Raw genomic sequence first — 12996 nt, 5'->3', positions numbered from 1 at the left:
TGGCGCCCGTACTCTTTTCTATCGCCAAAATACACACCAACATCTTGTTCCATGTTGATATAATCTTTTTCTGTTTGTGTCACTAGACTCTTGTTGGGCACTATAACAATTGAACGTCCATATGGTGTGACAGCATTGCTCAAGGCTGCTGTCATGATTGTTTTGCCTGCGCCTGTGGCCACTTCTTGTAGGCACTGTGGATTGGCCAGGAAGTTGTTTACAATGTCAACTTGATAGTCTCGCATGATGATGGGTTCACCTGCGGCAGGGTGACCTTTGGGCCATGTGATATGTGCAAACGAGTCTTCACGCACTTGTTCAAACTCAAATGAGGTAGAGTATTCTCTTTGATCATCTATCTCAATGTCATAATCAAACTTCTCAAGTATGGGAATGATCTCAGGCAAGAGATTTGTATATGTACTACCGCCCAGTTGAAAGTATGCTACCTTGCCATCCCAGCGTCCCAGTCGCACTGCTGGCATGTAACGTGCGGCGGGATTCTCGTATTTGAAGGCCGTGACCAAGGCTTTGCGAACATCTAGATCTAGTCCTTCTAGTCGGATGTTTACTTCATCTCGAATTTGTATTGTGCATCGTTTCATTGTGTTAGTATATACTTATTGTTGTAAGAAGTCAAAAAGACAGGTACCTTTTTTAAGGGTACCTGCCATAAAACCCGGGCCGGAGCCAACCAATGCCCGGGGAAACTTTAACCGTTGTGAGATTCTAATTTTGTAGAAGTAAGTCCGGCCAATATTTGAAATTGATCCCACGCATCTTTAATTGCCGGAGAGTTTTCCAAATCCTCGTTAGCAACCACAGTTTCCAACCAGTAGTAAGGCAAGCGTCTAGCATGTGCGCCAAACTGTCTAGGTTGGTGCAATTTACCTTGATCCCAAAGTTCAATGCTCACGTCGCGAAATTTTGCTTCATCTTGTTCATCATAATCATACCATTCAGGATTGCTCCAGCCCGAACGCATGCGATATCCGTCCCAAATTCCCTTCCACTGTTCGTTGTTATGTGGATCAAAATCAGTGCGGGCAATCACAATCAACACGTCTTGCATGTCTACTTTTCCGTCCACAATGTCTCGGATACAACGACTATAACTTAGACCGATTTTCATGTTATTTTGCCACACGCACTATCTGAAATCCCATTTGTTTCTGTTCGTCTGCTTCATCACGAGTTGCCACAGTAAACAACAACAAGTCGCCATCATAAATTTCGTACATCAGTAGGTTTCCTTTATAACATCAAATTGATCTGCGGGCCATTTGGTCTTAAACTCTTCACTATTGACATAGTCGTTGTATCCTTTGGCATCAAAGAATGTCTTGCGAAAAACAGTCTGGAATTGGCCTTTGGGAGTCACGGTTAGGTAGACCGATTTTGCTTTGCCCGCCATATCAATCCTTAAAAAATTATTAATTGGGGAGGGTCACGGTTGCAGGATCTAGTGTCTTATTTCTAAGAGAAGTGTCCATGCGATGTGACCCTCAAAACTTTTAAGCAACCTTCATACAAGTTGTCTCTGCTAAACGTTTCCAGTTTAGCACTGACATCTTGCGCAGGTCTGCAATCTTCAGCGCCATGCGCAGGCTCAATTCACGCAGTCGGTCCTTGTTCACCAGCATGAAGTCAATGATGTCGTCTTGCACAGCCTCTTCAAACTCATAGTCCTGGAACAGTACACCGTCTTTGGCAATTTGTTTAATACGCAACAATTTGTCACGTTGTGAGTCCAAGGTCAAGTCCAGATAGTGGCAACGGCTTTGCAATGCATCCAGGTGATCCCGCAATTTCTGCGACTTCATCTGATCAAACTTCAAGTTGGTAATAAAGATTACTGAACCTTTGAACTCGAAACGATCTGGGATACCTTCACGACGCAAGGCACTGCTCTCACTCAACCAGGAGATAACACGTTTCTTGCCGGAGTCCAAGGCACCCTTCAGCAAGTTCAGAGCCACGTCGTCTAGCAAAATGCTGTCACAGTCATCAAACACAATGACACAATTCTCATCTGAGTATTTGTATAATGTTTGGAACAGACCAATTGGAGTGGCCGAGCCTTTGACAACTTCTGCACGGAGGCGCTTGCCTGCAAGTTTGTCAAACAAACATGCCTTTTCAATCTCAGTTTCAACACCGTAACTCTTGCCCACGCCTGGAGGGCCGCTCACAATCATTGCACGGATGTCGCCGCTGACTGTGGCCTTTGTCATCTCTGTTAGGATGTCAAAACGCTCACGGATACGATTCATTGCGTCCTCGTCAGTTTCTGCAACAAGGGCGGATTTTTCAAAATGTACTGTATTGTCTTTTGTCATGCCGTTAGTGTACTCTATGTCAGAAATGTTGTCTACACTAATACGCACTGTATCAGGGCAGTTTGGGAAGATGCCATTGTTTTTCACTGTAACATAGTTACCTTTGGCACCAGTTTGGAAACCGTTTACAAGAACAAATTCTTGATTACGGACGGGTCGGTTGCGGTATGTACCTTTTACAACGCGGATTGCACTCATAGTTGGCTCCTTTTTGTGCGGGTTTATCTTACTGTCTATGTGTATATTATAGCAAATGTTGATTTATTGGTCAAGTACAGCGAAAGTATTACTTTTTAGCGATTTCATCAACTTTTTGGGTGTATTCTAAACGGCTCAGCACCAGTTGGTACATGCAATATACCAAAAGTGTAATACTTCCCACTGACAGTATATTAGAGATGTCATCAGCGGTTAAACCTGTTAACAAAAGTTGTACACCAACTGATAGGGTACAAATTACAGCAAGGACTCCTGCTGTCTGTAATGCGGCTTTGAGTTTTAAATTCATATGTTCCTTTGTTTCTTTATGTGTATATTATAGCAAAAGACCAATTAGTTGTCAACTACAGCAAAAGTATTACTTTTGGAAATCAACCAAACGCTGAACAAGAATGCCATGCTCTGCGTCCATTTCCTCGTGGCTGACGTAGAAGTCTGTGGTGGGGTCATAGTAGCGACCTTCTCGGGGATCGTAATATAGCACCCGTCCTGATGCATACTTAAAAGGGCCTTCCAGTCCCTTGCGTGGACCATACTTTTGGCGCATCATGTCTGTTTCAAACCGGTCTGCGATAATTCGGTATCCCATGTTGGACTCCTTTTTGCTTTGTATGTCACTATTGTAGCAAAATGGGAATTCATGGTCAAGTACGCAAAAAGTACTACTTTTTCACTGCCACAGTTTTTGTATTATAGGGTCTGTGCTTTCGTGGGGTTTTGGCCGGCCGTGGAACACAACTACAGAGGTACTGGGTTGAATTCGAACCCCCGAGTTGGGCTTGAGATGTTTTCGCCGAGCAAAGTCATACCCGCCATCCAGGCACTGCCAGCGATAACTTTCAAAACGAAAGTCATCAAAGAAACGTCGTTGATTCACGTCCAGTGCCGCACCTATGTAGTCTTGATCTCCGGGATAACTTTTGATTGTGCCGTTGAAATCAGCCTGTGAGAACCGGTCCCATATCCAGGCAAAACGATCAACATTGAACCACATCATGCTGGAGTTCATTGTGGCAGTGTCACGACGCTGTAGGTATCTGAAGTCTCTAATGGTCCAGAGATAATCTGTAGGGTGATCGGGTATCCAATCCAGTGAGTCAGCAATCACCACATCAAGGTCAAGATACAACATATCGCCTGCAAAGTGAGCAGGGTTGAACAACTGCATCTTGTACCACCATGATCTTTTGGGTCCAGATATGCCCCAGTCTTGCAGGATATGTTTGACCATGTGTGGGGGTACTGATCTGTCATGTTCTGTGTACACATGCAAGCAGACTTCTGCAGTCAAATGCCGGCACAGCATGTTGTACAATCGTTCTACATATTGCCAGTCATACCCCGATCCGTGTATAACGCAGGCACAGTCAATGCGTCCAGAGTTCTTTTTTGACATTAAAATTGAAAAATGATTTGGTATTCGTCCAGAATAGGTAAATGGCCTTGGGATTCAAGATACTCAACCACAGCACGACCTTTTCCGGTACGCTGATTTTTGTTGACCCAACGCGAGTTGTCATCTATGGCCACTATCACACCTGGGCGAATAAATGGCTGAATGATTTTGAATTCTTTTAAATGATGATCAGCACTTGCAGTATCGTTATTCCAATCCACATCATAACTGTCCAAGTAAAACAAATCCACTTGATCTAAATCAGTTAACGATTCAAGCCAGGCCACGCTGTCGCTGTGTATGACTGAGAACTTGTGGCTAGTGATAGTGTTTCTTGCGGATTCGCAGGCCACTGAATCTATGTCTACACTGCGCATTTGGCCATCATAAAGATCCACAAACTCTGTAAACAGTCTGGAACTCTGGCCGTCCATCCAGTTGCCCGGGGTTCTCAGTGTGCCTGTTTCAATGATATTAAAGTTGCTTTGTTTTTGATTTAGCAACAATCTAAAAATAACATCAAATCCCACGGCTCTGTTATAAAAGCCGTCCGCAAGAACTCCCCGGACTCCATCGAATTGGATATTTAATAAAGGATAGTATATTCTGCGGTAATGGTCAAGCCAGGTATTCATACGCTTCTTTCTAGTGCTGGTGCCACTCTACTTATCCAGGTACCTCGGCGTAGTTCATCTAAAGTATATTCAGTATGGCAAATCTGTGCAAGCCATAACTCCCGGTCTCGAGTGTATGGTTGCTCAATTTCTGCAAACCCAACACCCACGGGGTATGCTAAACTGGTTGTTTCTACAATGGGCCGCACTCCAGCAATGGCAGCTTGTATTCCTGGTCCTGAATTGTAGTTGACTAGAGCATGACAATCATAATGCATGTCATAACTGTCATAGGTATTGGGCAATCGGTTGGGTATTTCCACAGCAACTCCTGGGGGTAAATTGGTTAATGCTAACTTGCATCGCGGATGTGGCCTCACAGTGATAGGGCGGTCTGTTGAATTCTTCAAGATGTTTAGTGTGCTGTGCAACCAGCTTGTCATGTCCAGCCCAGTGACCTGTAAACTACGATCATGCTGTAAGGCAACAATGATGTTGGGATTGGATGCAAATTGTGTGGCCAGGCTAATGCGTAATTTTTTAGGCCTGTCCCAGTCCAGATTATCTACATGTCCATAATAGCCGTCAGCCGTGATATTGTTCACTGCAATTTTCCAAGTGTCGCCCCGATACAATGCCCCAATTTCAATTATGATCACTGGCCGGCCTTGTGATCTATAGTGTTCATACACTGCTTGATTGGCACTCATCCGACCAGCCCATAACACTGACCAAATAATAGCCGCGTCACTCGTCATTGAATTCTCTTGTGTTTGGATTCCTCTAGCCTGTAGGCAATCTAGTACAGCACTCATAACAGGCTGTGCATTTTTTGCACATTGTAAAGGATAATAGGCTACGTTTTTGATCATAAGTAATTTTTGATGAAGTACACAGTAATTACCACCTTTAACGCAGCCGGTTATAAACAATATGGCCAACGCATGATCCAAACCTTTCTACAGAATTGGCCGCAACAAGTCACCCTTGTGGTCTATGCAGAAGGTTGTGCGGTGGCAGAAACTGCACCCAATCTTGTGGTGCATGATATTGCCATAGCAGATGCATTGACCACATTCAAAACTGCCTGGGCCGGTGTGCCAAGAGCCAATGGAGATGTCAGCGATGATCCTGCACGAGCCCGACGTAAAGATGCCGGTAAAGGATTCAAATGGGACGCTGTGCGTTTTGCTCACAAAGTCTACAGCATATTCCACTGTGCTAGATCTATCGCAACTGATTGGTTGATATGGATGGACGGCGATACTGTGTGCCACAGCACTATTACCCTAGCAGACCTAGAACGCATGTGTCCCCCAGATCGAGACCTGTGCTTTCTCGGACGTAGACACAACTATACCGAATGTGGATTGTATGCAATGAATCTCAGTCGTCCGGCTGTGAAAACTTTCTTGCAACTGTTTCAACGTTATTATGATGATGCTGAGCACGGAATATTCACCTTGGATGAATGGCACGACTCGTTTGTGTTTGATGCGGTAAGAAAGCAATGTAATCTTAACCAACTAGATTGGTCAGGGCATTTGATCACTGGCGAAGGTCATCCATTAATCAACTGCGAATGGGGTGCTTACTTGGATCACCTCAAAGGAGCCAGAAAAGACATGGGCCGTAGCAAACGAGTTGACCTGAAAGTAACACGCACCGAAGCATACTGGCAATGACCTGGATATTCCTAAACAAAAACAACGCCGACGAATACATTGAAATGTTTGCGGCCGGGTCTCAAACTGTGCCCACTTGTTTGGAAACATGGCGTTATGAAGACAGCGATGCTCCGCTGGTTCTACGTGGTATAATGAAACACAAGATTATCCGACGCTGTTGGGAGGACCAACGTGATTTTTATTACATGGATTCTGGTTATCTAGGCAACAGACCCAGCATGGCCAATCCCAATGGTTGGAAGTTTTATCACAGAATTGTACCAAACGATCTACAACATGGCGCTGTGATTGATAGACCCGCGGATAGACTACAACGATTAAACATCAAGATCCGTCCCCGACAGAATCACTGCAGAGACATACTTGTGGTTGCTCCAGACGAAAAGCCTTGTACATTTTACGGTATTACCTTAGACGAATGGTTAAAGACCACAACGGACACTATCCGGCAATATACTGATCGTCCCATACGCATGAGAGAACGTCCTGCATCAAGATGGGATCGCAAAACACAACGGCCCGAAGAGTGGCTCAACGATGTGCATGCCATAGTTACATTCAACTCAACAGCCGCAACAGAAGCGGTACTGGCTGGTGTACCTACATTTGTCACAGCACCCGCAAATGCCGCAACACCTGTGAGCAGTACGGATTTAAGCACAATAGAAACACCCTGGTTCCCGGACAGTGACCAGGTATATCAGTGGGCATGCCACTTGGCGTATGGGCAGTTCCATACCACAGAACTGGCCAATGGCACCGCAGCCGCAATACTCAAGGAGACTCAACATGCGTGAACACTATGGATGGCAATTTCCCGACTTCGAAACACACTTGCCACGTATGATTAAGAAAAGCGTGGACAAAGGCTTGCCACCTGAATATCAAATTGCTGTACGACGTCGCAGTATTGAGTTATGTAAAAAACGAGATGTGGCCCTGGACATTGGTGCCAACGTGGGATTATGGAGTCGTGATCTTGTGAAAAGTTTTGGTCGTGTGATAGCCTTTGAACCTGTTGGCATATTTAGAGAATGCCTGGAGCGCAATGTTGTAGGCGACAACTTTGAAGTGCGTCCCATTGCGCTGGGCGATCAGGATACCCAGGGCACAATGATCATTACCAAAGATAATTCAGGACACAGCCATCTTGACCCTGCTTCTATGGGCACCGGTGATGTGCAAGTTGTTCGTCTTGACAATTTGAACTTTCACGACATAAGTTATATCAAAATTGATTGCGAAGGCTACGAGTATCGCATACTGCAAGGTGCCGAACAAACCATTCGACGTTGCAGACCCATTGTGGTGATTGAGCAAAAACCACATGATGCTTACAGCAAACAATACGGACAGTTTGCGGCTGTTGGATTGCTGGAAGATTGGGGTATGGTCAAACTAGATCAAGTGCGTGATGATTGGATCATGGGATGGCAGTAAGTTCCTATTATCAAGAGTCAGTGCGACTAGGCACTGAGTTTCAAGAGCAAAACAAAAGCTGGGCTGGTTACGATGTGGTCAAATATCAAAAGCAGATCAAGGATCTAGTGGATCGCTATGGTGCAAAAACTATACTAGACTACGGATGTGGTAAGGGACTGCAATACAAGGAGCGACTGCCGTATGGTGGTGGTGCTGGCATTGAGTTGCCGCAGGAAGAATGGAAAACATTTGACAAGTACCTGGGTGTTACTGTTTATTGTTACGATCCTTGTGTGGAAGGGTTTACAGAACGACCTCCTGCAGGTACAAAATTTGATGGTGTCATTTGCACACAGGTATTGAACAGCATACCCGATGATGACATGCCATGGGTGCGTGATTTGCTAGAAGGTTATGCAACAAAGTTTTGTTTTGTTGGTGTAAACTTTCAACGCGAAGCCAAAGGCAAAAAAACCATGTATGATCCTGAATACTTTAGACTGCCCAGGACTAGAGAGTTCTTCCGCAATCACTTTACTGATTGGTCTGGTAGTGATTTGTTTTGGTGGTGGAAAGACCGTTTGCACTATCCCAGTTGGATAGACGATCAACTGAATGGTACTTGGAAAGATGTTCCTAGTACATGGACTGGTAAGTACAAATATGTAGAGGTAAACCACAGATGATTATAGATCCCGAATATCAGGCTCAACTGGCCATAATGCACAGCCAAGGTCAGTTTGTTAGAGGTGGTAAAATCTTAAAGAGTGTACGACCATTCTTGGAAAAATATCAACCCACTAGTGTATTAGACTTTGGTTGTGGACACGGTGCGCTAATGGCCAGCATACAGGAAACATACCCCGACATGCGTGTGGAAGGTTATGACCCAGGAAATCCTGCTCATAATCGAGTTCCCAAACGATCTTTTGATGCGGTGGTCAGTGCAGATGTGTTTGAACACATTGAGCCCGGACATCTAGCAGAAACACTACACATGATCAGTGACAAGATGATCATTGCTGGTTGGTTTAGAATTGCTTGTTATCCTGCAAAGAAACATCTACCTGATGGACGTAATGCTCACTTGATTGTGGAGTCACCAGACTGGTGGCGTGAACAGTTGCTTGCCAACATGGATATCACTATTGTGTCAGAAGAGATCTCTGTGTTTGACAAAAGCCACAAGTGGCCCGACGTTGTGGGACACAACTATGATGTTGTGGTAGCGGTCAAGTAAGGCTGAAACTTTTGCCATATGCGTCCTGCCTGTGCATCTGCATCCGACCAATGAGCGGCGGCCAAGTCATATACCCATTGTTCTCGTGCAAATACAACAGGTGATTCAATCTGTGAGATATCCTGATTGGCCACAGTCCAAGCAACACAACTCACATCATCCGCAAACACAGGTATGCCAGCACACACAGCCGCTACACTAGCACTGCTGTTGAAGAATACTGCGGCATGAGCACCATTTAGGTTATCTACCAACTGAGTGTTTACAGGATCAGATACCACAATGCTGGTAATATCATTGTTTTGTCTTTTGTGCCACTTGTGAAAATCATCCGGTCTATAATCACCTGGGTGAGGACGTATCATGATCTGGCGTTGAGTGTGTTGTCGAATTTGTCGAATTTTTCCATTGAGCCATTCCATGGGATCCAATGCTTTCATAGCAAAGCCGCCATCACGTTGCATACAAATCAAAATATGACCCTGCGGATTTAATTGTGGAGATTTTAATTCAACGTGGAGTGCTTGTCGAATTTGGTTCCACTTGGCGCTGTCACTGTTGTGATTGGCATATTCCGCGCGATCGTAAAACGGTCCGTTCAAACTATATCGTAGATATCTACTGCCTTCGTCCGTGTATTTCCAACAACTGGCATCAATACACATGGTTTGCAGTCCACGTCGACGTTGTTCTGCTATAATTTCTTTGCGTAAAGTTATATTACGGCCGCCTGTGTTGGTAGTTGCCCAGCCCAACATCACTGCCAGGCGACCGGGCGTGTAAACATAATCGTGTTCAACACGTACTCGTCCGCCAGAACTGGCAACTCCTGTAGCAAAACTTTCTAAGCATTGAGTTTTGCGTGTGTGCTTTTTTACATTGGCCACACTGGAAACGTAAACAACACAATCAAGCATTGTTTAGTATGCGCCAGGCAGTACCATCACGCATTTCCACTTCTGTAAATTGACAATATGCCATGTGTCTTGCCCAGGCTTCCACTTCGTCTATGCTGGGAATACGTGGATTTTCTATCGCATCAAGACTTTGACTACACAACGGTGCCGCTGCATTGGGACCTAGTGTGATAGCAGGTTTGCCGTGTAACAATGCTTCACCTGCGGCAATACTGGAAAACGTAATCAAACAATGCACGTCACGATCTAAAGCCATTTCCATAGTGTCATCGTTGACTCTGGTACTGCGGCCTTGTTTGGTTCTTACTATAACAGGTCTGTCTGAGTACTTTTTGATTTCTTCTTGTACATTGGCTAACCAATCTTCGAGTATGATATCATAGTTGTTCAACAGTTTCTGACTAGGGGGCGCAATAAGAATATTTGTACCTCGACGCATTTTCTGTGGTCTGACATTGGTCTTTTCCAGTCTGTCCCAAGGGCGTTCTACGATATCTCCAAACCATTGTACATCGTTTCGGGTAATGCGGTGGAATGTCTTTTTCTTGCCATTGCCAAAGTAGCCGGTGTCTATGTAGAAGAAATCTCTTCCGGCTGCTCGGCAGGCATCCATTTGTTTGCGTTTTGTAATACCACGCAACACAACTGGTGTCATTTTAAATTCTTCTCGAGCCCAGGTGCTGATTTGTCCCCCAGCACCTTGTACAAAACTTTGTAGTATAGGATCGTACATGTGTCCTTTTCTTTCGTATCTGTATTCGCTGTCTGTACTCACAATGTTGTCGACAGGCAATGCTGCCAGTTGTTCACTCAACGTTTGTAGTGTAATACCGTAAGTAGATCCAGCAGGATCTACTCGATACTTCAATATGTTATCAAATATTTCCCGTATCTCAGGCACCACTTGATCTAACACATGCGGTTCAGGCGGCCTCGACGGGGGCGGGGGAATATATGACGATTCGTCTTCCTGTTCCCAGATCATTCTATCAACCTTTGTTGACAGTATTCAGTGAGTATGCGTTCTCTGTGCCATTCGTCCCCCATGGGAGTGTCAGCAAACTCGTGAAAGCATGGAGTGCCCAAGGTATAATGCAAGAGTTTGGCCGCGGGGTTTGGCCCGTATTCATCAGGCAACCAGTTCCACTCTGGCGGCAATTCACCAATGCGATTATCTTCTATCCAACTAAATCGATGCAGTTCAGCGCCTGTGGCTCGTTGCACAAAAGTTGGCATTAGTTTACGGTTAGGGAAACTACCGCAGTTCCAGAGTATAACACTTGACCAATTTTTTCTAGGATAGTCTTCGTTCTTGGCACCGAGATATTTTTCAGCCATGCGGGTTTTATAATCGTGCTTGACTACCATCACATCTGAGCAAGGGTTTTGTAAATTCCACAATTCGGCAATGTCGCCGCGCACAATCATATCACCATCGATAAAAATTGCCCAACCTGTGAACTGCATCATGTATGGTACTAAAAATCTAGTGTAGATAAAATGATTGCTACCATCAGTGTGTGTTTCTGTGTAGTCTTTAAACAAATTAAGAGCCACAGGAACAATAGCAACTGGATGACTTGAATTTCGAATAATAGAATTTACACAGGTATGATATGCTATTGCTTCTCTAGGATCGTATCCTACAAATACAGGTATGATGTCCTTCATCGGCGCTCGATGTCCTCTTCTACACAATCTTCACCATACTGAATTTCAATCAACTTCAACGGCTGATCAGTTTCGTTGCACAGTTGATGCCACTCATTCAATTTGATCCATGTTGATTGGTGTTGTGCGGGACTGGCCTTCAAGTCACGATCAGTTGAGTGTGGGTCCACAGTATACACAGTGGCCTCACCTTCGGCCACAAACCAGAACTCTGCACGACTTTCGTGCCGTTGCATACTTAAGCATGTTTTGGGAGCCACAGTAAGTTCTTTGAGTTTGACATGACTTCCCACTTCGTGTAGCACACGATAGTAACCCCAGGCACGTGCAGTCTTGGGTGATTTCCATTCTTCCAAGATCCATGAACTGGAATTGGCTTTGTCTTCTCCGCCCACGCCAAACACAAACTCCACATCCTCAAACACTTGTTCTGGAATGTTTTTGGATGTTCTATCTCCACCATTGGCAAAGATGATTTCGTCGTTGGGATATTTTTCCTTGACTTTACGAATGGCATCGCAAGCAGAGCCGTCGCTGTCATCAAACTCAATGACGTCTCCGACCATGTGTAGATTGTCCAACACAATCATGCGTTCGCGCCAAGGCATAAACGGGCGTCCTTTTTTGCGTGTGAGCCACGCATCTGAGTTTAGTCCTACTACCACGTGATCACCCAGATGATCAGCGTGATTGAGGTAAGAGATATGTCCGGAATGTAGTGGATCGAAGCCACCGGTTACTATGACGATTTTCATGCAGGTATTTACACCTGGATGTCTTCCATGCCTGCAGTTCTTAGACGGACCACATGTCCCATTTGCCACTGTTTGGTATCCAGACCTTTGAGTATGCCCAACCAACGGTTACGCAGATATGCCACTTCGTTGATCAGAGTTTCGTAATCAATCACTTCGTCTTCGCCGTCCACATACTTTTCAGCATCTCTTGAGGTTAGCGCACGGGCGTACCCTTCTAGATACTTTTGAAAATGCTTTCTACGTATTTTACGCAGTTGAATGTTGAGATAGTTCAACACTGCCTCAATTTCTTGCAGTTGGTTGTATCTAAATTCAGTAATTCCGGGCAAGGCAGTAATGTTCTTTTCCACTAGGCCGTAGATTTTGCAGTCCTTCTTGGCATCTTCAAGTTCACGCTCGTAGTGATTTATGAAGTCTGGGATAGCACCTAAACTGGCAACTACGCGACTGTACCACATTAGTTTTCCCAGTCTTCGTCTTCTTCTTCTTCGAACTCATCTTCTTCGTCTTCGGCCGCATAGTCCTTGTCATTGTCAAGGTACGCGGTTAATGCACGTTTGATGTCTGAGTCACCTTTGAATGCGTCACGAATGTCTTCCACATCACTATCATTGTCCATCAAGATCTGTATCACAGTTTCAGCGGCTTCGGCACGATCTACTGTGTTTACAAAACGCTTGAGTTCTCCCCAAATTTCACTGGCTATTGTTTCACTCATCTGCTGTTTCCTCC

General features: G+C 44.9%; 19 protein-coding genes and 1 pseudogene. 5 read left to right on the top strand and 15 right to left on the bottom strand.

Annotation, left to right across the window (positions count from 1 at the left end; all coding sequences use genetic code 11):
- The 9 genes from ABW391_RS02290 to ABW391_RS02250 all read right to left on the bottom strand — a co-directional run.
- Positions 1 to 605 (bottom strand): DEAD/DEAH box helicase family protein (locus ABW391_RS02290; RefSeq protein ID WP_353480198.1); only part of this gene is annotated, 605 nt, incomplete at its 3' end.
- A 107-nt stretch (positions 606 to 712) separates the two neighbouring features.
- Positions 713 to 1132, bottom strand: a complete 420-nt coding sequence (locus ABW391_RS02285) for a hypothetical protein (protein WP_353480197.1) — start codon at positions 1130 to 1132, stop codon at positions 713 to 715.
- 108 nt (positions 1133 to 1240) lie between these two features.
- Complete coding sequence (locus ABW391_RS02280) at positions 1241 to 1414, bottom strand: hypothetical protein (RefSeq protein ID WP_353480196.1); 174 nt, start codon at positions 1412 to 1414, stop codon at positions 1241 to 1243.
- A 100-nt stretch (positions 1415 to 1514) separates the two neighbouring features.
- Positions 1515 to 2537 carry an AAA family ATPase gene (locus tag ABW391_RS02275; protein ID WP_353480195.1) on the bottom strand — a complete coding sequence of 341 codons (1023 nt, stop codon included), beginning with the start codon at positions 2535 to 2537 and terminating at the stop codon, positions 1515 to 1517.
- Between the two features lie 88 nt (positions 2538 to 2625).
- A complete protein-coding gene (locus tag ABW391_RS02270) occupies positions 2626 to 2847 on the bottom strand; it encodes a hypothetical protein (RefSeq protein ID WP_353480194.1) in 222 nt (73 codons plus the stop codon).
- Positions 2848 to 2916: 69 nt separating this feature from the next.
- Complete coding sequence (locus ABW391_RS02265) at positions 2917 to 3147, bottom strand: hypothetical protein (RefSeq protein WP_353480193.1); 231 nt, start codon at positions 3145 to 3147, stop codon at positions 2917 to 2919.
- An 81-nt stretch (positions 3148 to 3228) separates the two neighbouring features.
- Positions 3229 to 3954: a glycosyltransferase family protein gene (locus ABW391_RS02260; RefSeq protein WP_353480192.1), complete on the bottom strand. Its 726-nt coding sequence runs from the start codon at positions 3952 to 3954 to the stop codon at positions 3229 to 3231.
- The gene (locus tag ABW391_RS02255) at positions 3954 to 4589 is read right to left on the bottom strand and encodes an O-methyltransferase (RefSeq protein WP_353480191.1); all 636 of its coding nucleotides are present in this window, start codon (positions 4587 to 4589) and stop codon (positions 3954 to 3956) included. Before ABW391_RS02255 ends, ABW391_RS02260 begins: the two co-directional genes overlap by 1 nt.
- Entirely contained in the window at positions 4586 to 5383 is a 798-nt protein-coding gene (locus ABW391_RS02250) for a hypothetical protein (RefSeq protein WP_353480190.1), read from the bottom strand. Before ABW391_RS02250 ends, ABW391_RS02255 begins: the two co-directional genes overlap by 4 nt.
- Positions 5384 to 5452: 69 nt before the next feature.
- Between ABW391_RS02250 and ABW391_RS02245 the strand changes: the two genes are divergently transcribed.
- From ABW391_RS02245 to ABW391_RS02225, 5 genes are read left to right on the top strand one after another with little or no spacing between them, the layout of a single operon-like run.
- Positions 5453 to 6253 carry a hypothetical protein gene (locus ABW391_RS02245; RefSeq protein ID WP_353480189.1) on the top strand — a complete coding sequence of 267 codons (801 nt, stop codon included), beginning with the start codon at positions 5453 to 5455 and terminating at the stop codon, positions 6251 to 6253.
- Positions 6250 to 7053, top strand: a complete 804-nt coding sequence (locus tag ABW391_RS02240) for a hypothetical protein (RefSeq protein WP_353480188.1) — start codon at positions 6250 to 6252, stop codon at positions 7051 to 7053. Before ABW391_RS02245 ends, ABW391_RS02240 begins: the two co-directional genes overlap by 4 nt.
- Positions 7046 to 7696 carry an FkbM family methyltransferase gene (locus ABW391_RS02235; RefSeq protein WP_353480187.1) on the top strand — a complete coding sequence of 217 codons (651 nt, stop codon included), beginning with the start codon at positions 7046 to 7048 and terminating at the stop codon, positions 7694 to 7696. Before ABW391_RS02240 ends, ABW391_RS02235 begins: the two co-directional genes overlap by 8 nt.
- On the top strand, positions 7687 to 8364 hold the full coding sequence (locus tag ABW391_RS02230; protein ID WP_353480186.1) for a class I SAM-dependent methyltransferase: 678 nt from the start codon (positions 7687 to 7689) through the stop codon (positions 8362 to 8364). Before ABW391_RS02235 ends, ABW391_RS02230 begins: the two co-directional genes overlap by 10 nt.
- Positions 8361 to 8918 (top strand): methyltransferase domain-containing protein, encoded by a 558-nt coding sequence (locus ABW391_RS02225; protein WP_353480185.1) that lies wholly within the window; start codon positions 8361 to 8363, stop codon positions 8916 to 8918. The genes ABW391_RS02230 and ABW391_RS02225 overlap by 4 nt, the downstream gene beginning before the upstream one ends.
- Here ABW391_RS02225 and ABW391_RS02220 read toward each other — a convergent pair.
- The 6 genes and pseudogenes from ABW391_RS02220 to ABW391_RS02195 form a co-directional block, all read right to left on the bottom strand.
- Positions 8891 to 9835: a hypothetical protein gene (locus ABW391_RS02220; protein ID WP_353480184.1), complete on the bottom strand. Its 945-nt coding sequence runs from the start codon at positions 9833 to 9835 to the stop codon at positions 8891 to 8893. The two genes, ABW391_RS02225 and ABW391_RS02220, sit on opposite strands and share 28 nt — an antisense overlap.
- Positions 9828 to 10703, bottom strand: a complete 876-nt coding sequence (locus tag ABW391_RS02215) for a hypothetical protein (protein WP_353480183.1) — start codon at positions 10701 to 10703, stop codon at positions 9828 to 9830. The genes ABW391_RS02220 and ABW391_RS02215 overlap by 8 nt, the downstream gene beginning before the upstream one ends.
- 113 nt (positions 10704 to 10816) lie before the next feature.
- On the bottom strand, positions 10817 to 11506 hold the full coding sequence (locus ABW391_RS02210) for a glycosyltransferase (protein WP_353480182.1): 690 nt from the start codon (positions 11504 to 11506) through the stop codon (positions 10817 to 10819).
- Positions 11503 to 12261 carry an adenylyltransferase/cytidyltransferase family protein gene (locus tag ABW391_RS02205; protein ID WP_353480181.1) on the bottom strand — a complete coding sequence of 253 codons (759 nt, stop codon included), beginning with the start codon at positions 12259 to 12261 and terminating at the stop codon, positions 11503 to 11505. The genes ABW391_RS02210 and ABW391_RS02205 overlap by 4 nt, the downstream gene beginning before the upstream one ends.
- An 8-nt stretch (positions 12262 to 12269) precedes the next feature.
- A complete protein-coding gene (locus ABW391_RS02200) occupies positions 12270 to 12722 on the bottom strand; it encodes a hypothetical protein (protein WP_353480180.1) in 453 nt (150 codons plus the stop codon).
- Positions 12722 to 12996, bottom strand: a pseudogene (locus ABW391_RS02195) (hypothetical protein); the annotation flags it as partial. The pseudogene ABW391_RS02195 and the gene ABW391_RS02200, both read right to left, overlap by 1 nt.

This window comes from Haliscomenobacter sp., assembly GCF_040403615.1.
In the GTDB taxonomy this organism is placed as follows: domain Bacteria; phylum Bacteroidota; class Bacteroidia; order Chitinophagales; family Saprospiraceae; genus Haliscomenobacter.
This window is presented reverse-complemented; position numbering and strand designations above follow the sequence as displayed.